19 protein-coding genes and 1 tRNA gene are annotated in these 20,514 nt (G+C 52.8%); 9 read left to right on the plus strand and 11 right to left on the minus strand.

Annotated features, from left to right (window positions below; translation table 11 throughout):
- Nucleotides 1-46 precede the first annotated feature (46 nt).
- Complete coding sequence (locus tag AC2T28_RS06685; protein ID WP_486748198.1) at nucleotides 47-493, plus strand: ion channel; 447 nt, start codon at nucleotides 47-49, stop codon at nucleotides 491-493.
- Here the strand turns inward: AC2T28_RS06685 and cls are convergent.
- From cls to AC2T28_RS06725, 8 genes are all read right to left on the minus strand, one after another.
- Nucleotides 490-1,908 (minus strand): cardiolipin synthase, encoded by a 1,419-nt coding sequence (gene cls / locus AC2T28_RS06690; RefSeq protein WP_486748199.1) that lies wholly within the window; start codon nucleotides 1,906-1,908, stop codon nucleotides 490-492. The two genes, AC2T28_RS06685 and cls, sit on opposite strands and share 4 nt — an antisense overlap.
- Before the next feature lie 170 nt (nucleotides 1,909-2,078).
- The gene (locus tag AC2T28_RS06695; protein ID WP_486748200.1) at nucleotides 2,079-3,629 is read right to left on the minus strand and encodes an arylsulfatase; all 1,551 of its coding nucleotides are present in this window, start codon (nucleotides 3,627-3,629) and stop codon (nucleotides 2,079-2,081) included.
- Nucleotides 3,630-3,755: 126 nt separating this feature from the next.
- Nucleotides 3,756-4,883 (minus strand): hypothetical protein, encoded by a 1,128-nt coding sequence (locus tag AC2T28_RS06700; protein WP_486748201.1) that lies wholly within the window; start codon nucleotides 4,881-4,883, stop codon nucleotides 3,756-3,758.
- Between the two features lie 122 nt (nucleotides 4,884-5,005).
- Nucleotides 5,006-6,523 (minus strand): VWA domain-containing protein, encoded by a 1,518-nt coding sequence (locus tag AC2T28_RS06705; RefSeq protein WP_486748202.1) that lies wholly within the window; start codon nucleotides 6,521-6,523, stop codon nucleotides 5,006-5,008.
- On the minus strand, nucleotides 6,520-7,500 hold the full coding sequence (locus AC2T28_RS06710) for a VWA domain-containing protein (RefSeq protein ID WP_486748203.1): 981 nt from the start codon (nucleotides 7,498-7,500) through the stop codon (nucleotides 6,520-6,522). Before AC2T28_RS06710 ends, AC2T28_RS06705 begins: the two co-directional genes overlap by 4 nt.
- Complete coding sequence (locus AC2T28_RS06715) at nucleotides 7,494-7,967, minus strand: DUF4381 domain-containing protein (RefSeq protein ID WP_486748204.1); 474 nt, start codon at nucleotides 7,965-7,967, stop codon at nucleotides 7,494-7,496. Before AC2T28_RS06715 ends, AC2T28_RS06710 begins: the two co-directional genes overlap by 7 nt.
- Nucleotides 7,964-8,917 (minus strand): DUF58 domain-containing protein, encoded by a 954-nt coding sequence (locus tag AC2T28_RS06720; RefSeq protein ID WP_486748205.1) that lies wholly within the window; start codon nucleotides 8,915-8,917, stop codon nucleotides 7,964-7,966. Before AC2T28_RS06720 ends, AC2T28_RS06715 begins: the two co-directional genes overlap by 4 nt.
- A gap of 15 nt (nucleotides 8,918-8,932) precedes the next feature.
- On the minus strand, nucleotides 8,933-9,925 hold the full coding sequence (locus AC2T28_RS06725; protein ID WP_486748206.1) for an AAA family ATPase: 993 nt from the start codon (nucleotides 9,923-9,925) through the stop codon (nucleotides 8,933-8,935).
- Between the two features lie 143 nt (nucleotides 9,926-10,068).
- Here AC2T28_RS06725 and AC2T28_RS06730 point away from each other — a divergent pair, with 143 nt between their 5' ends.
- Complete coding sequence (locus tag AC2T28_RS06730; RefSeq protein ID WP_486748207.1) at nucleotides 10,069-10,941, plus strand: YihY/virulence factor BrkB family protein; 873 nt, start codon at nucleotides 10,069-10,071, stop codon at nucleotides 10,939-10,941.
- A gap of 118 nt (nucleotides 10,942-11,059) precedes the next feature.
- Nucleotides 11,060-11,248: a hypothetical protein gene (locus AC2T28_RS06735; protein WP_486748208.1), complete on the plus strand. Its 189-nt coding sequence runs from the start codon at nucleotides 11,060-11,062 to the stop codon at nucleotides 11,246-11,248.
- A gap of 17 nt (nucleotides 11,249-11,265) precedes the next feature.
- On the opposite strand, the gene AC2T28_RS06740 is transcribed toward AC2T28_RS06735, so the two are convergent.
- Together AC2T28_RS06740 and AC2T28_RS06745 are read right to left on the minus strand one after the other, a co-directional pair.
- Complete coding sequence (locus AC2T28_RS06740) at nucleotides 11,266-11,982, minus strand: RlmE family RNA methyltransferase (protein ID WP_486748948.1); 717 nt, start codon at nucleotides 11,980-11,982, stop codon at nucleotides 11,266-11,268.
- A 178-nt stretch (nucleotides 11,983-12,160) separates the two neighbouring features.
- Nucleotides 12,161-13,273 (minus strand): Ppx/GppA phosphatase family protein, encoded by a 1,113-nt coding sequence (locus tag AC2T28_RS06745; protein ID WP_486748209.1) that lies wholly within the window; start codon nucleotides 13,271-13,273, stop codon nucleotides 12,161-12,163.
- Between the two features lie 288 nt (nucleotides 13,274-13,561).
- On the opposite strand from AC2T28_RS06745, the gene AC2T28_RS06750 reads away from it, so the two are divergent.
- From AC2T28_RS06750 to AC2T28_RS06775, 6 genes are all read left to right on the plus strand, one after another.
- The gene (locus AC2T28_RS06750; protein ID WP_486748210.1) at nucleotides 13,562-13,858 is read left to right on the plus strand and encodes a virulence factor; all 297 of its coding nucleotides are present in this window, start codon (nucleotides 13,562-13,564) and stop codon (nucleotides 13,856-13,858) included.
- Nucleotides 13,859-13,884: 26 nt separating this feature from the next.
- On the plus strand, nucleotides 13,885-14,811 hold the full coding sequence (locus AC2T28_RS06755; RefSeq protein WP_486748211.1) for a methylenetetrahydrofolate reductase: 927 nt from the start codon (nucleotides 13,885-13,887) through the stop codon (nucleotides 14,809-14,811).
- Between the two features lie 9 nt (nucleotides 14,812-14,820).
- On the plus strand, nucleotides 14,821-15,879 hold the full coding sequence (locus AC2T28_RS06760; RefSeq protein ID WP_486748212.1) for a methyltetrahydrofolate cobalamin methyltransferase: 1,059 nt from the start codon (nucleotides 14,821-14,823) through the stop codon (nucleotides 15,877-15,879).
- A 180-nt stretch (nucleotides 15,880-16,059) separates the two neighbouring features.
- Nucleotides 16,060-18,249: a thiamine pyrophosphate-dependent enzyme gene (locus AC2T28_RS06765; protein ID WP_486748213.1), complete on the plus strand. Its 2,190-nt coding sequence runs from the start codon at nucleotides 16,060-16,062 to the stop codon at nucleotides 18,247-18,249.
- Nucleotides 18,246-19,292: an ACP S-malonyltransferase gene (locus AC2T28_RS06770; RefSeq protein ID WP_486748214.1), complete on the plus strand. Its 1,047-nt coding sequence runs from the start codon at nucleotides 18,246-18,248 to the stop codon at nucleotides 19,290-19,292. The genes AC2T28_RS06765 and AC2T28_RS06770 overlap by 4 nt, the downstream gene beginning before the upstream one ends.
- Before the next feature lie 421 nt (nucleotides 19,293-19,713).
- Entirely contained in the window at nucleotides 19,714-20,031 is a 318-nt protein-coding gene (locus AC2T28_RS06775) for a hypothetical protein (protein WP_486748215.1), read from the plus strand.
- Nucleotides 20,032-20,423: 392 nt separating this feature from the next.
- On the opposite strand, the gene AC2T28_RS06780 is transcribed toward AC2T28_RS06775, so the two are convergent.
- Nucleotides 20,424-20,500 (minus strand) — tRNA-Arg (locus AC2T28_RS06780).
- Nucleotides 20,501-20,514 lie beyond the last annotated feature (14 nt).

A 20,514-nucleotide genomic window follows, 5' to 3' on the forward strand; every position in this document is an offset into this window, starting at 1 on the left:
GTGGGCTGAGGATGCTCATTGTTCGATTGGGCACAGGGAAAATTGCATGTCGCTACCACAGCAGCTTATTTGGGGAAGCCTTGTTCTGATCCTCTGCCTGATCTTAGAGACTGCGATCCTGTTGATGTGCGCTAAGGCATTGGGACGAATGACCAAACGGTTTGGAGCGGAATTGAAACCGCGTCATACGACGTTGCTCATATTTGTTGCCCTGGCCTTTATCCTGTTTGCGCATACGTTGCAGGTGTGGATCTGGTCGTCGGGGTTTGTATTGTCCGGTGCCTTACCAGACTGGAATACCGCCGTTTACTATTCACTGGTGACCTACACGACACTCGGCTATGGCGATGTGGTGCTGGGGCCGTTGCTGCGCATATTTGCTGCCTTTGCAGCGGTCACGGGCTTGTTGGGCTTTGGCATTAGCACCGCGTTTCTGGTTGGCGCTATTGGCAAGGTGTTTGTGGTTTCGATACCCCACGACACAAACAGCTAGAGAACTGGCGCAAACAGCCGGGCAATCGGAGCGCCTACGCGGATTAGCAGCCTTTGTTCAGACAGGTTTTTGGTTAGCTCTTCGGCCTGGCCAAAATCGGCTTCCAGCATTTCCGCCACTTTATTTGAGGCTGTCTCGTCGAAGAAAAACGCCATGGCCTCGAAATTTAGCCGAAATGATCGGTTGTCCAGATTCGTGGTTCCAACCCCAGCAATGGCGCTATCTACAAGAATGACCTTTTGATGCATAAAACCGGCATTGTAGCGAAGTATCTTAACGCCGACCGACCGCAAGTCATCAAAATAGGAAAATGCCGCCAACCAAGGGGCATAATGGTCAATGGTCTGAGGCAGTAAAATGCGCACGTCTATGCCGCGCAACGCTGCGTGTTTTAGGGCTGCAATGACATCTAGGTCAGGGACAAAATATGGCGAGGCAATCCAGACTCGATGCTGAGCTGCCGAAATGGCCGAGAAATACATCATGGATCCGGTTTCGGTGGTGTTATCACCCGGGCCCGTGGCGATGAGCAACGCTGCCATGTTTGAACTTGCTGGGGGCGAGACCCAGTTCAACAAGTCCAAAAGTGGTTCTTCGGTTAGCCAATGCCAGTCTTCGGCAAATACGAGCTGCAGCTGTGATACAATTGGGCCAAAAAGTTGCACATGAGTGTCGCGCCAAAAACCAAATTCGGGACTGAGCCCAAGGTATTCGTCTCCGACGTTCAGCCCCCCGGTGAAGCCTGTTTTGCCATCGATGATTACGGTCTTTCGGTGGTTGCGAAAGTTCAGAAGGAAGCGATGTTTGGGGCCACGACGGGTTGCTGGATCAACCAGATTAACACCCGCAGCTTCTAGCTCAGATGAGTATTGATAGGGGAGCGCATGGCTCCCTACGGTATCTGTCATGAACCACACAGCAACCCCACGATGTGCTGCCGCTATCATGTGCTCTTTGAGACGTTTGCCCAGACTGTCGTTACGCACGATATAGAATTGAACAAGCACATAATCCTGTGCCGCATCCATGGCCTGGAATATTTTTGCAAATGTCTCTTCGCCGTTGATCATCAGTTCCATCCCGTTTCCGCGACAGATGGGTAGCCCTGCCACTGCTTCAAAGGGAGCGGGGTCTACCGAGACTTGGCTGGGTTCAATGGTATGGGTTTTGGCGAAATTCTTGATGCCCTTTACGGCGCGTTCGGACTGCAACCTTGCGTTTCGGTAGCCCTTAAACCGGTGATGGCCAAAGAACATGTAGGCGGGCAGGGCTAGGATGGGCAGAGCCAAGAGGAACACCACCCAGCCCATAGCGCCCTGAGGCGTTCTGGCAGTGCGTGCGGCACTAAGGGCGGACAGGCCTGCTGCTGTCCACATGACAAGAACAACAATAGTGCTGAGTGTTATGGATAACATTCATTTGCCCCGGACAAACTATGCGAAATCAACGAACTTGGGCCCATTACGGTGAGAGAGGTTTGAAATTAGTTAGTTTGAAGCATGCCCGTGCAGACAGAGATATGCCACAAAAAAGGCCGCCCAGCAGAACTGGGCGACCAATTTTGACGTTTTGATTTGTACGGTTTTTAGTCGCCAACTGCGCCCGACATTTTCTCCATGACTTTGCTCAGAGAGAAACTGGCTGCCTTTTGACGCGGTGGGAATTCTTCAAAGGTACCTAGGAATTGCGCAACATATTCTTGGGCAGGTACCAAGAAATAGACCCGGTCGATCAGCCAATCGTAGTAAGAGTTCGACGTACGATAGGCGCGCTCATATGGGTCCCGACGCAGGTTAAATATCAGAGGCACCCGCAGTTCGGTCCAGGGCTCGATCCAGGCGCGCAGGGTTGCATAGGCCTTTTGCTCCATGAACATGAGTTTCCAGTCCTGATAACGAAGGGCGGTTAGATCACCTTCGTCCGAGAAGTAGAAAATCTCGTTGCGTGGCCCTGTTTCATCCTGTCCAGTCAGATGCGGCAAGAAATTGTAGCCATCCAAGTGCACTTTGTACTCACGGCCGATAGCTTGAACACCACCTTGCATCAGCTGTTCCTTGATGTCTGGATTGCCAGCGGCCGCCAGATAGGTTGGAAGCCAGTCCATGTGGTGCATGATTTCATTTGAAACCGATCCTGCCTCGATCTGACCGGGCCAGCGCACCATTGATGGCACCCGCCAGCCACCTTCCCAGTTGGTGTTCTTCTCACCAAAGAACGGAGTCATACCAGCATCAGGCCATGTGTTCATATGGACGCCGTTGTCGGTAGAATAATGCACGATTGTGCTGTCGGTCAGGCCAAGCTCGTCGATGACGGCCAACAGTTGACCCACATGCATATCATGTTCGACCATGCCATCGCTGTATTCATCCTGCCCCGAAATACCGCGCAATTCGTCTTTGACATGGGTTCGGAAGTGCATACGGGTGCCATTCCACCAAACATAAAACGGCTGACCCTGTTCGTTGGCACGTTTGATGAAGTCGATGGCGGCTGCCACGGTTTCATCATCCACGGTCTCCATTCGCTTTTTGGTCAGCGGTCCGGTGTCTTCGACGGTGCCATCCGCGCTTGATCGGATCACACCGCGTGGGCCATATTTTTCACGAAATGCGGGATCTTTGGGATAGTCTACGTTTTCCGGCTCTTCTTCGGCATTTAGGTGGTACAGATTGCCAAAAAATTCATCAAACCCGTGGTTTGACGGAAGCATTTCATCCCGGTCACCAAGGTGGTTTTTACCAAATTGGCCGGTGGCATAGCCTTCGGCTTTGAGAAGTCCGGCAATTGTGGGGTCTTCTACGCGCATGCCTTCTTTGGCGCCGGGCAGGCCTACTTTGGATAGACCTGTGCGGAATACCGATTGGCCCATGATATAAGATGAGCGACCAGCGGTGCAGGATTGTTCGCCGTAATAGTCAGTGAAAATCATGCCTTCGCTGGCAATACGATCGATGTTGGGCGTGCGGTATCCCATCAGACCCATGGTATAGGCGCTGATGTTGGATTGCCCGATATCGTCTCCCCATATCACAAGAATATTGGGTTTGTCGGATGCCTGTGCAGCCGAATAACTGAGTCCAAAAACGGCAAAACTTGCCAGAGCTGTTTTAAAGCCCAATGGTATCCAATTCATTGTTCCCTCCATGTGGAATGATTTGGTGGTTACTTATATGGTCGTGAAAAACTTAGTGTAGTCAGTCATTTGGCTGGTTGCCCAACCGGTTCTGGGGCAAAACACACCAGTATGAGGTCCTTTATATCAAGGGTTGAGTTTATCCCTTAGGGGAATTTTCCGAATTCTCGGTCGACGGCGCAATACCGCCCGGTAGTGGGATCGAAAGTTTCGCTCGGCCTCTTTCCAAGGCTGCATTTCATCCGGTTCTGCGTTCTTGGAATACTTGAGCTTTCCAAGCGGCGTTAGAAGTTCAGAGATTTCAACTTGTTCGTCGCTCGTGAGCTGCTTGCTCCAACTTTCAATCGCGACATGGGAGGCGGAGAGATCTTGGCTGTGCAGTGCGGATGCGACTTGTCTTGCCAAGTAGTAGGGGCTTTGTCGCCAAAGCGTTCTGACTTTGGTGAAATAGCCCGTAATCCTTGGCTTTAGTCTTTGCATTGCGGCCCATAGCAGCGCAGCGCCGCAGATAGAGAAGACAATCCAAAATAGGATAGCCTTGGTGTCCGGAGGTGGTGGTGGCGGATGCGCAATTTGAAACGTTGCGCCCGGAAGGGCTTCGGTTTTGATTGCTCCCTCTTCCAGATCAAACCAGCCTAGCTCGATTGGTGGCAGGGTGACTGTCCCGCCCTGCTGGGCAAGGTAGGTTACGGTTTCAATTCGGCTTCCAGATATTGATCTGCGTTCGAGCTCTTCGTTGGTCCTGAGTTCTTCGGGGTAGGCGCGTAGAGAACTATCCTCAGGAAGGTTTTCGAGGAAAAGTGGTAACAAGATTGGCGTGGTTCCGGTGATCCTTGCTGTGATTGTACGCTTGATTGGATCCCCTATTTGCAGGTGTGTTCCAGCCTGGATGTCCTGCTCTAGCTGAATATCCTTGGCAAAAAGCGGCGGTTGCAGGTTCGTCGCACCTGCGGGGATGATTGAGCGAAATTCCGGAACGGATAGGGGGAGTGTTTGGGTGATTTTGGATTGGTCTTTGGGATCCGACCAAGTGATTTTCAGGTTTTGGCTGGGAAAAGAAAACTGGCCCGCGGTGAGCGGGATGAACACATAGCGTCGTGAAACGCCTGACCATGTTTCGCCGTTGACCGTTTGGCTAATAGGTGATCCGGCGCGTGGGGGCTGGCGAACCAACAGATCAGGCTGTTCAAGATCCGGAAAAACCGGTGGGCTGGGCATCCATGTTGGCACCAAAATTTCAATCGTAAGGGTCAAGGGTTGCCCAATTGGCGTTTCTTCAGAAGAAAAATTTGCGGAAACACGTGGTTCATTTTGCGCAAATGTGAGTTCTGGAAGGATTAACAGTGCAATTATCTGCAAAAATGTTGCTATGATCCTCATTGCTCCGCTCCTGTCAGGTCTTGTTGGAACCGGAACCTAAGAAAATCGGACATTCCTGTATCGATGCTGGAAATCCACTGGTCAGCTGTCTGCGGTGCGGTGTCAGTGTCGCTGGCCTGAGCCACGCTGTCGCTCCCACGGTTGGCCTCGTTGTCAAATACAACATCATCAGCCCCAATGCCTGTGTCCTCTCCGGTATCGGACTGTTCTCGCGCTGTTTCGACATAGGCAAGAATGGCCTTTGCGACCTCGAGGTTGTTCTGGGCATCTTGGTCGCCTGGCTTTCGTTGCAATGCGGTTTCAAACGCTTTGATGGATGGGCGGTATTGGCGGTTTCGGATCAGCGACATGCCTTGCCCCATAGCGGCATCAAAACTGCCGATTTTGCCAAAGGTTTCGGCTGCAAGCTCATATTGGCCGGCCTTCATTTGGGCGTACCCAAGGTGCATTGGATCTTGAAAGGCCTCGCTGGCAGCGCGATAGTCCTTGCGGTTCATCGCGCGCTGGCCTTGTTGATCTGGCGTCCAAAACCAATCGACTAAGCCATCGGCATGGGCTGTGTTGGGCGATAGAGCAGGGAAGGTCAAAAATGCCAAGACCCAGCGCATGGTCCAGCCGCGGCGAAACCAGAACAGCAGGACCACTGCAATTGGCCAGAGGAGCCACCAACCCTGATCCTGCCACTGCAGGCGCTCATCTCCGCTAAGCTGTGCGACATAGGCCTGATCAATCCAACGTTCGATCTGGTCCAGGTCACTGTCATCCTGAGCAAGGTGCACCGATTTCGCGCCCTTGATCTTGCCCAACTGCGGAAGGGACGTTTTATCTGGAGCGGCGATCAAGAAGAACACGCCGGTTGCGTTGGTGTTGGCGGACGAAAACGCGGTGAGGTCACTCGGTGAAAAATCGTCCAACACAAACATAACCGAGCCAGGAACATCTGAGGCAGATAGAATATCCAACGCCTGGGCCAACGCGCTTGCTGGCACGTCTCCTTCGCGGGGCATGACAGCTGGGGTCAGGGATTCGATAAGAGGGCGCAGCACGTTGGCATCTTCGGTCAATGGCGCAACCTGATGCGATGTACCTGCATAGGCCAACAATGCGGTCCGACCGCCCGCGCGTGCGTCGACCAGATCCAGGATTTTGAAGCGCGCCCGGTCAAGCCGACTTGGCGCCAGATCGGTCTGTTCCATGCTTGGGGTCATTTTGAATGCGATGACAAGCGGGGATGTATCTGCAAGCAATGGATTTGGAATTCGTGTCCAGGCCGGGCCCGACATCGCGAAGATCATCAGCAGGCCTGCGGCTAGAACACTATCGATAGGAAGGATCCGGCGGTGCTGAGATGAGGAAACCTGCAATGCGCTGGCCAGATGGGGCGCAATGCCCTGTGGCGCAGCCGTGCTTTTGGTTTCGCTGCGCCGTATCACCCACCACAATGCCACTAAAACTGGGGCTGCTAGGAACCAGAATGGACGTAGGAAGTGGAAATTTGCAAGGAGGTCGATCATTGTGAGCGCCCTTCCTTGCGAAAGTGCAAGATGGACGTGGTAAGCAGCAGCAAGGTCAGTGCGATTGCCAGGGGAATATGGCTTAGGCTTTTCTTTGGGCGATAGCTTTGTTGGTTAATTACGCGCGGGGCTTGTGCATCGATTTGTGCATAGACGTTTGAAAGCCCTTGCGTGTCATCGGCAAAGAAATAGTCGCCATCTGTGGTTGCTGCGATCCGTTGTAGCAGGTCCAGATCAACACGGTTCTCACCACTTCCGTCCGGGTTACCCACCCCAACTGTCGTGATGGAAACACCGCGGTCACGTGCAATTGCGGCGGCGTTGATCGGGGTCATGTGAGAGGCAGTGTCTGCCCCATCGCTCAGCAAAATTAGCAGTCTGTCCTCGACCTGGCTGGTGTCAAACATCCGGATCGACAGGCCAATGGCATCACCCAGTGCGGTGTTGGGACCCGCCATGCCCGGTTGGATTTGTTCCAGGAAGCCACTCAGGGCTTGCGTGTCTTGGGTGAAAGGCGATTGGATAAAGGCACGGGTGCCAAAGATGATCAGAGCAATCCGGTCGCTTTCCCGCTGACTGATGAACTGTTCCAGCACATGTTTGACCGCCTCGAGCCGCTGCTGCGGGGCGCCTTCTTCTGTTCGAAAATCGCGCTCATCCATTGATCCAGAAACATCCAGTGCCAGGACAATGTCGCGGGCTGATGTTTCAATGATGACGGGATCTCCGAGGTGCTCAGGCCGGGCGAGCGACAGAAGAATAAGGCCCCAAATTGCCAAAGCAGCAGCCATTTGTAGTCGTGTACGAGACAGAACGCGGGAGCCCGACTTAGGAGTTAGACCTGCTGCGGCAGTAATCTGGCGGAAGAAGGGAATGCGGATGGCCGAGGCCTCGGACTGATGCGGAGGTGCAAACCTCCAAACCAGCCACGGAAGGGGCAGAAGCAGCAGGAACCAAGGGGCTGAAAGGGTCAACATGCCTGTCGCCGATGCTTGCGGATCCATTGCGCTGCAAGGTGTTTAAGCTCTGGCGACACTTGTGGTGTTGGCCGGTAAGGAGCTGAAATCAGTTTTTGACCTTCTTCGCTCAGGAAGCCATTACCGCCGTAACTGTGATCCATAAACGTCAACCAGTCGTCGCCTTGCAGGGCTGCGACTGTGGTTCGGCTATAGGCCGTTAGTGCAGTGCGGCGCAGTAGATTAGCCAGCTGGGCCGGGTCACTAGATAGCGCCTCCAGCTCTATCAAAGCCGCGCGCCGGTAAGCGTTTTGGTTTCGGTGTTTCATAAGGGCGTAGAGGCCCAGGAAGGTCAAAGCACAAAACGTGACGAACAGGACCAGCCAGCCCGTAGTTTGCGGCATCATGGAAATTTCAGGCGGTGGGGTCATTGGCCTGAGTTGGTCTAACAGTTCGACCAGATTTAAACCTTCGAGATGCTGACTCATTTCAACCTCGGGCGAAGGCCAAACAGGTGTTGCATCTGTGGCAGTGCAGCTTGACGGGTGCTGAGCGGGAGAATGCTGAATTTGTACTTGCGAGACCAATCTCTGAGCATGTCTAGGCGGCTGTCAGAGGCGTGTTGTACGCGATCGTGGACAGTTGGGTCTGTCAGGTCGAGCGAGGCTTGTAGGTCGCCGTCGCTAACTGGGAAAATTCCGTGTGTGAGTTTTTCTGATGCCGGGTCAGAGACATGAATGAGAATAAGATCGCCCTGTTGTGACAGTTGCCGAAGCAGGGGTTCGCAATTGCCGTCGACTCCATCGAAATCAGAGATAATCACAGCCAGGCTGCTCTTATGCATCAACTTGCACGTACGTTGCAGAGTTTGCGCTAGGGGGATCACCGAAGGCTGCTTGTGCTGCGCATTTAGCAGGTGGTTTGCACGGGCCAAGGCGGTGAGGAACTGGGACAGCGTTGCGCGGCTTCGTTTGGGTTTGTGTTCGCTTATCACATCGTCGCCAAATATCAGCCCGCCGACACGGTCGCCTTGCCCCAGCAGGCGATGTGCCAGAATTGCCGCGGCTTCGGCAGCCACAACTGATTTCATGTAGGCCACAGTGCCAAAGAACATCGACATGCGTTGATCAACCACAACAAGTCCGGGGCGGTCGCGTTCTTCGCTATAGACCCGAACATGTGGTGTTCTGGTGCGCGCGGTTACGCGCCAGTCGATGGTGCGTGGATCGTCACCGGGCAGATAGGTGCGGAGCTCTTCGAAGTTGAGGCCGCGGCCACGCAGTTTTGAGGCATTGCGACCGTTTAGAAGCGAGCCGACCGATTGGCGGGGCAAAAGGCTGATTCTGCGCGCAGGATTTGCCAAGGCTTGCAGCGATTTGACGTCCACGTAAATGCGCGGATCCAATTCGTTATTAAGCTGGTGTCTTTGCTGCGCCATTGGCACTCACACTCGTTAGGGCAGGGCAACTTGGGTGATGATTTCCTGTATGACTTGGTCGCGGCTAACGCCGTCACCCTGCGCTTCGAAGCTGAGCGTCAGGCGGTGGCGAAACACGTCTGGAGCGATGGCGCGAATATCAATTGGGTCTAAATAGTCGCGGCCTTTCATCCAGGCATGGGCACGGCCAGCCTTGTCGAGCGCCAGTGAGGCGCGTGGGCTCGATCCGATCTCGATCCAGCGAACTAGGTCATCGCCAAAATTGGCAGGCGCACGCGTGGCATGGACAAGATCGGCGATATAGCGATCCATTGCATCGGACACATGGATCTGGCCAATTTCGGTTCTGGCATCAAAAACCACCTGTTGCGGAATGGCTGGTGGCTTTTCCCTTTTCGGCTTGCCCGATTGATTTTGATTATGGGCCGAGATTTCCTCGTTGCGTACCATGCGGATGACTTCAACTTCGTCCTCAACAGGTGGGTATTTGACTTCCACGTGTAGCAGGAAACGGTCCATCTGCGCCTCGGGCAGGGGGTAGGTGCCTTCTTGCTCGATGGGGTTTTGGGTGGCCATGACACAAAATAGCGGCTCCATTATATGCGTGGTTCCCGCCACCGTTACCTGGCGTTCTTCCATAGCCTCAAGCAAGGCGGCCTGAACTTTGGCAGGGGCACGATTGATCTCGTCTGCCAATACGATATTGGCAAAAATGGGCCCGGGATCAAAACGGAAGGTGCCGCCGTGCTCGGTCTGGCTGTACACTTCAGAGCCTGTAACATCAGACGGCAGCAGGTCGGGCGTGAACTGAATGCGGCTGAACTTGGCATCGAGATTTTTGGCCATTGCTTTGACGGCTCGGGTTTTTGCCAGCCCCGGCAGGCCCTCGATCAGAAGATTGCCATTTGCCAATATGCCAATCAGAAGCCGATCGATCACATCTTCTTGGCCGACAATGGATTGTCGCATGTGGTTTTTTAATTCTTGGATCTGATCTATAACTGACATCAAAGCACTCGGTTTAAAGGGTAACACCTTCATATTGATGGTGCTTCTTTTGGTAATACAAGACTTAATTACCTCTGTTCTGGTTCTTCGTTTTTGAAGAAGTTACTGGATCGTGGGGCGTGGGTAAGACTGGAACACATTCTATGGCGTCATATTTTCAAGCTTTAGCCATCGCTTTTCTGGCGGCGTTCAAAAGGTTCAATAACAAGCAAGGATGGGTGCTGAGCAGCCATATTGCGATGTCCATGATGCTGGCGCTGTTTCCATTTGTGTTGTTCACCGTGGCGTTAGCCGGCGCCATTGCCGACATGTTGTCTCAGGATGTGCAACTTGATGATATGGTTGATTTGGTTTTTGGAGGCTGGCCACCAGCGGTTGCGGAACCCATTGTCAGTGAGCTTTATTCTGTGTTGGCAGCTTCCAATTCCAAGCTGATGACCCTTGGTGGGGCCTTGGCGCTGTATTTTGCGTCGAATGGCGTGGATGCTGTGCGCTTGGCTATGGTTCAGGCTTATCGGGACGAAGATCCCAGGCCATTTTGGAAAAGTCGGCTGCTGTGCATTACGTTTGTTATTCTGGGTGGGGCAGGGATCATGGCAACGGCGTTCTTTGAATTCTTGCTGCCACTTTCCGCACGTTACCTGGCCGAGTTCTTACCTCAGCTGGAGATCAGTATGAGGTGGGAAACAGGATTGAACGGCTTGCTCGTGACCCTGACACCAATGGTTGCTGTGCTTGCATGCCATATTTGGCTACCGGGGCACGTGCATGGGTTTCGTCAAATTATTCCAGGTGCGGTTCTGACAGTACTATTGTGGTGGGCAGCAAGTTGGGGGTTTGCGGCCTATGTTGGTGGTTTTGCACGGTATTCAGCCACTTATGCTGGTTTGGCAGGTGCTATGGCGGCGTTGATTTTTCTGTACCTCAACGCAGCGATTTTGATTTTTGGTGCTGAATTTAATGGGGCACTGATCCGGGTTCTTGAAGGTCAAAAACAGAAGCTTCCCAACAACTAACAATGCCTCATTTCTGAAATGTGGCAATATCGCCATATTTGCGCCATTCGTTTGGCGTAGTTGTTGGCCATTTATTAACCAAGTTGATGATGTGTGTTTTGGCTGGAAAGGACTTTTGATGACCAAACTTGGTGATAAAATCCGCTATGCGCAGATTTTTGATGTGCTGCGCCAAAAGAACGTGACTGAGAATGTAGTCAAGCGTCTAAATATCTCTCGCCGGAGTGAAGGAGAGGGCACTGAAACCCTAGCCCTGCGTTCGATTGCTGAACGGTCTTTATTGCTGCCTCAGGGGCAGCATAGCTAGCCTAGCTCAAACCCGTGCTAACCTCTGAACCCCATCGCAACAACGAATTTTTCCGAACTGTCAGAGCGTGAAGCCGGAGGTTTGATATTCGCAACTTTTGTGAATTTTTGCTTCAGCAGTTTTTGCAAGTCTCCCTCGGCACCGCCCGCAAGAACCTTAGCGACAAATGTGCCTCCTTCTTCCAGAACGTCAAAAGCAAAGTAGGCGGCGGCTTCACATAGTGAAATAATCCGCAGGTGGTCTGTTTGCTTGTGTCCGCAACTGGCGGCAGCCATGTCTGACATGACAACATCAGCTTTGCCGCCAAGCCACTCTTTCACTTGAGTGTCGGCTCCATCGTCCATGAAATCGAGTTGAAAGAGTTCTGTGCCGGCCAGGCTTTCCATTTCCTGCAGATCAACGCCTAGGATCGTTCCCACGGCTTTGCCTTTTCTTTCACCAAGCGCGTTGATCCGTTTGACCGCCACCTGACACCAGCCTCCGGGGGCGCATCCCAAATCTACAACACGAGCACCGGGCACCAAAAACCGATATTTATCGTCCACTTCCATGATCTTATATGCGGCGCGTCCCCGGTACCCTTCGGACTGTGCACGTTTCACATAGGGGTCGTTGAGCTGGCGTTGTAGCCACCGGCTTGAGCTGGTGGTGCGTCCGCGGGCGGTTTTAACTTTGACTTTGAGGTCACGTTGGCCGCGTCCCGAAGTGTTTTTACCAGTTGGTGTTTTAGCCATCACAAAGATCCGTTTCATGCCGCGCGGCGGTACACTGGGGTGTCCCAGCACGTGTTGTATGCCGATTTAGGGTAACATGACCCAAAGGAAAAGGGGCATAAGTTGTAATGTCGCCAAAGCCGCCTTCTCTGAATCTATGTCTCCTTCACATAAATAGGGGAACTTTGGTTCGAAACTATTAGGACGGTCTTTCAGTAAGGACGCCAGCGGCACTCATCTGAGCATAAAGCAGACCTTCTCTTAGCCCTCGATCGGCGACGGACAGGCGGTCGGTTGGCCAGCATCGCAACAACGCCTGAAGAATGGCGGAGCCGGACATGATAAGCGCTTGTCGGTCTTCACCGATACGCGGGTCCTTTCGGCGACCAAGTGGGCCAAGGCTTAGGTATCCCCGAATAACCTTGTCGATTTGGTCACTGGTCATTCTTAACCCGTCAACCTTGGTGCGGTCGTAGCGTTTTAGGCCGAGATGTGAGGCTGCGACAGTTGTTACAGTTCCCGAAGTGCCTACGATTTGAAATCCAACGCGAGACTGTTCATTTTTATAGGGGCCAAACTCGGCAAGATTTTCCTCAAAAAACCAGCTCATCAGAGCGAAACGCGCGGCGTCATCGTCGACGTCGTTAAATTGGTCACGTAGCGTTGCAACGCCCAGTGGTACAGATATCCAATCCACCACTTTGGCTGCTGGAAACAGGCTTTCAACAGCGTGGAAACCAGTGTGCAACCGCATAATAGAGGCAGGTCGGTCGCGTTTGGGAATTGAGGAAATGTCGATCCAGACAAGTTCTGTTGAGCCGCCACCAATATCCACCACCAAAAGCTGCTCGGTTTTCGTGGAAACCAACGGCGCACAGGAAATAACGGCCAGCCGAGCCTCTTCTTCGGGCTGGATGATTTCCAGAGTTAGCCCTGTTTCGCGCTTTACCTGACGGATAAACTCGCGGGAGTTTTTTGCGCGGCGGCAGGCTTCGGTGGCAACAAGTCGCATGTGTTTAACTTTGTTGCGCTTAAGTTTCTGCTGGCAGATTCTTAATGCCTGGATGGTGCGCGCCATCGATGACCGAGACAACCGTCCGGTCCTTTCTAATCCGGCGCCAAGCTGCACCGACTTAGAAAAGCTGTCTACCACATGAAACCCACTGCCCTTGGGTTGGGCAATAAGCATCCGGCAACTATTTGTACCCAAATCCAGCGCCGCATAAAGCGCATTTGGATCGGGTCGGGCAGGCACGGGGGTCTCAACCGCATTGGGGAACGCGCCCGTACCATTAGAACGCCTGGGCGCCATTGGTCACGCCCTCCGATAATCGTGTTGGTTTTGACAATAGGTGCGCAAGAGAGCGTGCGCAAGGCGCTGTGAAGCGGTCTTTTGAGTTGACTCAGATTCTCTGCGTCAAACTCATAAACCAGTTGAATATTTTGAGGATCCGGCGCTGTGGCTATTGGGATCGCAAAAATGTAAATTCCAATCACTGAAAACGTCGCTCAGAACTCTCGGCTTGTCGAAATTCGACCTACGCGCTTCCCATAGGCGCACTAGAACCGAAGTATCAGAGCTATCTGGAAGGACACAACAATGCCTGAGGTTACTATCGTTTACTGGAGGGATATCCCTGCGCAGGTAATCGTTGGCAAAGGTCGTCGCGGATCAAAGCGTCAACTTGAAGAGAGGTTCGAACAAGCAATTGATCGGGCAGCTATGAAAGTGAACGCCAAGGACGCCGATGCATATTTGGCTGAATGGCGCAAAGCAGATCCTTACACAGTTGAGGGTGATGCGGCTGAGATTGTTGTTTCCGAAGCCAACCGTCTTGAAGCGGAGTTCGATCAGGACCGTCTCAAGACATTGATACAAAACGACGGATGGGCGTAGGCTCAACAGTATTATGGGAGGCCGTGATGGCTTTGTTGAACTTTAAAAGGCGTGATGCGGTTGGCGCGCAGCCTTTCAATCCTCAGGTTGAGGCCTTTTTGCAAGGCTATTCGATTGAAGTGATGCCACGTACGGCTGCCAAGATTGACGATTTTCGTGATCTTTTGCCAGCTGGAACACGTGTTTACGTTGCCCATATCGAAGGCACACCGATCAAAGACATGGTCGCGACAGCCAGCAAGCTGAATGAGCAGGGTTTCCCTGTGATGCCACATTTCCCTGCGCGGATTATTCAAGACCAAGCCACACTGGCGGATTGGATTGCGCGCTATCAAGGTGAAGCAAATGTCAGCCAAGCACTGTTGCTTGCTGGCGGGGTTCATACCCCGGTGGGTGAGTTCGACAGCTCGATGCAGCTGTTGGAAACTGGTTTGTTTGACAAGGCTGGTTTTTCGAACTTGCACGTAGCTGGACACCCGGAAGGCAACAAAGACATTGATCCGGATGGATCGACCAAGAATGTCGTTGAAGCCCTGATGTGGAAACAAAAATTCTCGGAACGTACGGATGCCAAGATGGCCTTGGCGACGCAGTTTGCGTTTGAAGCTGAGCCGATCATTGAATGGGCTGAAGGGCTGAAGGACGCTGGTGTGGATATTCCGATCCATATTGGCATTGCCGGTCCTGCTAAACTGCAAACGCTGATCAAGTTCGCAATTGCATGTGGTGTTGGGCCGTCGCTTAAAGTTCTGCAGAAACGCGCGATGGATGTGACCAAGCTGCTGCTGCCATATGAGCCCTCGGATGTGATTACTAAGCTGGCTGCGCACAAGGCTGCCAATCCTGACTTCAACATCACAAATGTACATTTCTTCCCATTGGGCGGCATCAAGACAAATGCCACATGGGCCATCAACAATGGCGGCGCTTCGGCAAAGCCGGTCAACTCCTAAGGATCAATAATGACCCGTACTGTCGTAGAATCAAAAACAAAAACCGCAGTCCTAGGCTTTGATGAGCCGTTCTGTGTGATCGGGGAACGTATTAATCCAACCGGTCGTAAAAAACTGGCGGCGGAACTGGAGGCCGGTGATTTTTCGACGGTAGAAAAGGATGCGGTAGCGCAGGTTTTGGCTGGGGCAAACATTCTCGATATCAATGCTGGAGTGGTGTATAACTCCAATCCCAATCCAAACGAAACAGAGCCACCTTTGATGTCCAAGATCGTGCACATGGTGCAAGGTCTGGTAGATGTTCCTTTGTGTATCGATAGCTCGGTTCCTGGGGCATTGGAGGCTGGCTTGGAAGCCGCTGAAGGGCGTCCATTGCTGAACTCAGTAACCGGTGAAGAAGATCGGCTGGAGCTGGTGCTGCCATTGGTGAAGAAGTTCAACGTGCCCGTTGTTGCAATTTCAAACGATGACACCGGGATTTCTGAAGATCCGGATGTGCGTTTTGCTGTCGCAAAAAAGATCGTAGAACGGGCTGCTGATTTTGGCATTCCTGCCCATGACATCGTTGTAGACCCACTGGTTATGCCAATTGGTGCAATGGCAACTGCTGGTCAGCAGGTGTTTGCTTTGGTTCGGCGGTTGCGTGAAGAGCTGGGCGTGAATACCACCTGTGGTGCATCGAATATCTCGTTTGGTTTGCCCAATCGTCATGGTATCAACAATGCCTTCCTGCCCATGGCGGTTGGCGCCGGTATGACCAGTGCGATTATGAACCCAGTGGCCTTGCCGGTTACCCAAAAGAAAATCGCTGAAAAGAAAGCCCTGGTCGAAGCGTCTGGTATTATTCTGCCAGAAGGTATGGATGACGAGGCGTTTGTGACCATGTTTGGCATGGGATCCACCAAGGCGCGGTCGGGTAGCGAAATGACTGCTATTCGTGCTGCCAATTTCCTGACCAACAATGACCCACACGGTGGCGAGTGGATCAAAACGAACAAACCGCCATCTGCCGATGGTGAAGGCGAGGGGCGTGGGCGACGCGGTGGTGGTCGTCGTCGCCGGGGCTGAACCAACCAATTAGAGTTCGAATTGGCCGGGGCACAAGCCCCGGCCTTTTTTGTTTGCAGCAATTGATCTGTGAGCTGAACCATTCGCTTTATGCATAGGTTCACGACACAAAATCATTGGTTATTGACCGGGATTTGTCCGATACGGGTTAACAGAATTGACCCCAAGTTAGGACTGCAAATGGATCGCGCTCAGATCGTTGACAGCAATATACGAAGTCGTGCTATTTCCGGTGATTTACCCCAGGGGGACTTGCCAACTGGAGCGCTGGAAAACCACGAAGCGGTTTCAATTTTCCGTGCGCAATGCCTGAGCCGAGCATTGGATATTACAAGCCGTGCCATGCAGAAAAAAGGGCAGGGGTTCTATACCATCGGCTCCAGTGGCCATGAAGGGATGGCCGCAGTGGGGCAGGCGTTGCGACCCACCGACATGGCGTTTTTGCACTATCGAGATGCGGCCTTTCAGATTGCCCGTGCGGGCCAGGTTGAGGGCCAGAAGATTGCCTGGGACATGTTGTTGTCCTTTGCCTGCTCCAGCGAAGATCCAACGTCTGGTGGGCGGCATAAGGTGCTTGGCTCCAAGGCTCTTATGATACCTCCGCAGACGTCGACCATTGCCAGCCATCTTCCCAAGGCGGTTGGTGCGGCTTATTCCGTAGGTGCGGCGCGACGCTTAAAACCCCAACATCAGCAGTTGCCCGACGATGCTATTGTCATGTGCTCTTTTGGGGATGCATCTGCAAACCATTCAACGGCACAGGGTGCGATCAACACAGCCGGTTGGACGGCGATCCAATCTGTTCCACTTCCGTTGCTGTTTGTCTGCGAAGACAATGGTATCGGGATTTCGACCAAGACGCCCAAGGGGTGGATACAAGCCTCGATGGAGCACCGTCCGGGAATCAAATATTTTCAGGCAGACGGTTTGAACCTTTACCAAGCCTACGAGGTTGCTGAGGAAGCGGCTGAATATGTTCGAACCCAGCGTAAACCAGCGTTCTTGCATCTGCGTACAGTGCGATTGTATGGGCACGCAGGTGCCGATGTTCCAACCACCTATTTGAGCAAGGCTGAGGTTGAGGCAGATGAGGCCAATGATCCAGTGCTGCATTCACTGCGTCTTCTGAAGGATGCCGGAGCGTTAGAGCCAAAGGCCGGGCTGGAGATTTATGAGCAGACCTGTGCCCGTGTTGAGCGGATCGCAGGTGAGGTGGTATCGCGTCCGCATCTGGAGACGGCGGAACAGGTAGCCGCAAGCCTTATTCCTCCGCGTCGAGACTGCAGCTCTTCCAATGGCCCGAGTGAGGAAGCCCGTGCCAAGGCGTTTGGCAGTGACTTGCGGGCCATGAAGGATCCGCAACCGATGAGCCGCCTGATCAACTGGGCACTCACTGACTTGATGCTGGACCATCCAGAAGTGGTGATGATGGGAGAAGACGTCGGCCGCAAGGGTGGTGTCTACGGTGTTACCCAAAAATTGCAGCAGCGGTTTGGATCTGACCGGGTCATCGATACCTTGCTGGACGAGCAATCTATTCTTGGGCTTGCAATTGGCATGGGCCACAATGGGTTTGTTCCGATCCCGGAAATTCAATTCCTTGCTTATCTACACAATGCCGAAGACCAAATACGTGGTGAAGCGGCGACTTTACCGTTTTTCTCGAACGGGCAGTTTACCAACCCAATGGTGTTGCGGATTGCAGGTCTTGGCTACCAAAAGGGCTTTGGCGGCCATTTCCACAATGACAACTCCTTGGCCGTGTTGCGCGATATTCCCGGTGTGATCATTGCTTGCCCATCTAACGGCGCCGAAGCGGCGATGATGCTGCGTGAATGTGTAAGGTTGGCACATGAAGAGCAGCGTGTCGTGGTTTTTGTCGAGCCGATTGCGCTTTACCCGATGCGCGATTTGCATGAGGCCAAAGACAGCGGATGGATGAAAACCTACCCCGAGGTTGGGCGTTCGATTCCTTTGGGCCAAGTCGGCGTACATGGCGACGGAGACGATCTGGCCATCGTGACCTATGGAAACGGGCGTTACCTGTCGACGCAGGCGCAGGCAGAACTGGCTGAGAAGGGTATCAAGGCGCGCGTTATCGATATGCGCTGGCTGGCACCAATGCCATCTGACGCGCTGCTGGAGGCTACAGAAGGCTGCAGCCATGTTCTTATCGTAGACGAGTGCCGAACGACCGGAAGCCAGTCCGAGGCGTTGATGGCGCTGTATGGCGAGAGAAGTGAAACAGAGGTGGCGCGTCATGTTGCTGGAGATTGCTTTATCGCAACGGGTCCTGCCTATGCTGCAAGCCTACCGTCTAAAGAAAGCATCGTAAGTGCCGCACTCGACCTGCTGGGAGACAACAAATGACTCGTACAGCTGTATTGGTGTGTCCAGGACGCGGCACCTATAACAAAGCAGAACTTGGATATCTAAAGCGTTATCACGCCGACAAGGGGGCTTTGTTTTCAGGGTTTGACCAGCAGAGACACCAAATGGGGCAGGAGAGTATTACCGACCTTGATGGGGCTGATCGGTTTTCGATGGCCAAATACTCTCGTGGCGATGTAGCGTCTCCGCTGATCTATGCCAGTGCTGTGGCTGATGTTCAGTCATTGGACGACGATATCGAAATCGTTGCCGTAACTGGAAACTCAATGGGTTGGTATATTGCTCTGGCCGCAGCGCGGGCTTTGACCGCGCAGGATGGGTTTCAGTTGGTGAACACTATGGGGACTTTGATGCAGCAGCACCTCATTGGTGGGCAGCTGGTGTATCCCTATGTCGGAGCCGATTGGCAGGCTGCTGGGGACCGGAAGCAAGAACTCCTCGAAATAATGTCGGAAGTTGACCGTTTGGAGGGGCACTGCCTTGCGCTTTCCATCGATTTGGGCGGCATGTTGGTCTTGGCTGGGAATGAAGCCGGACTAACGGCGTTTGAGAAGGCTGTTCCCCCAATGGATGAGCGTTTTCCAATGCGGCTGCGTAATCACGCGGCGTTTCATACTGATTTGCAATCGCCTGTTGCTGAGCAGGGCCGTCAGTTGCTTTCGTCGGAGCTATTTAGACAGCCAGATCTGCCTTTGATCGACGGACGCGGTCATACATGGTGGCCAGGCGCCTGTGACACCCTGTCTTTGTGGAAGTACACATTAGACCACCAGGTTGTGCAATCTTACGATTTCACTTGTGCGATCCAGACGGCCGCACGCGAGTTTGCACCTGATATGTTTATTATTACAGGTCCTGGAACAACACTCGGCGGTGCTGTTGCACAGTCCTTGGTTCTTGGAGAGTGGCGCGGGATGTCTTCGAAAGACGATTTTAAACGGCTGCAAGCCCAGGATCCGCTTGTGATCGCGATGGGAAATCCAGAGCAACGTGCACAGGTTGAAGCTGTGACAGGCAGCTAGAGGCCTTTTTTTCTGCTTTCGCGGTCCCTAAAGCCTCATTCCGCCCATGCGGGTTGAGGTCTTTGCCTTTAGGTGACCTCTTAAAGCAGTGCAGGATATCTTTGACTATCCTTTTGGTCATTCAGTTGCACTGAAGATTGAACCCTTCGCCTTTTGCACCCATGGACGATTAACCATGATATTAGGTAATCTGTATTCAGTGAAGCACAGTAAACAGTAGGAGGTTACAATGATTGCTAAGGTCCTAAAAACTCAAACGCAATATAGCGTTTCCTTTCAATGCTTATTGCGAAGAACGTTGACCAAAGCAGGTAGCTGTCTGGTGCTGCCTTACCGCCTCCTAGGGCACTCCCAATCCTACCAATTTCAGAATCGCAAATTCGCGAGCAGCGTCCAAAGTCCAAAAAAAGGGTACAAAGCCATGAAAACGACTATAATCAAACTGACAATGAGCCTGGGTCTGACAGTTTTGGTAGCACAGCAGGCCACCGCCCAAGCAAATAGAAAATGCGCTCCTCGTGAAGCTGTTATCGAACGTCTTGCAACCACATATGGCGAAAGCCGTCAGAGCATTGGCCTGGGTGAGCAAGGCATGTTGATCGAAACTTTTGCTTCCAAGAATACCGGCACATGGACAATTACAGTTACCACACCCAATGGACAGACTTGTTTGGTAGCATCCGGTCGGTCTTGGGAAGAACTGGCCGAGGCGCTCCCTCCAAAAGGCAACGACGCCTAATACATTCGTTACACAAATAGATCGCATGAATGCGTGACAAAGCCCCGACCAACTGGTTGGGGCTGTTTGCTGTTTATGCACAGTGATTTTCACTAAACACTTTTCAAGCCTTAGTTACACATGACTTATTGCCAGATATCGTGGGTTGAATTTTCTGGCATCAAATTAGTAACGGCGCGGCCTAATCCTTTTGCAACACTGCGACGGAAACTCACCTGTTAGTCAATACGGGTTCTTTACTGGAAAAGGATTTTGAGTTGTGGCGTTCAAACCAAATTCCTAACCGCTCAGAACTGACAGTGTGATCTGGTTGTGGCGAAAAGATTTTTGATGTGGTGTTCGCCAAGTTCAACGAACCCTGCGAATCTGATGTTGTTTCGGTCAGGAGGAAATGGCGCACCTGAGAGGATTCGAACCTCTGGCCTCTGCCTTCGGAGGGCAGCGCTCTATCCAGCTGAGCTACAGGTGCATCTTTGAACGGCG

Source organism: Parasedimentitalea nitratireducens (assembly GCF_057444295.1).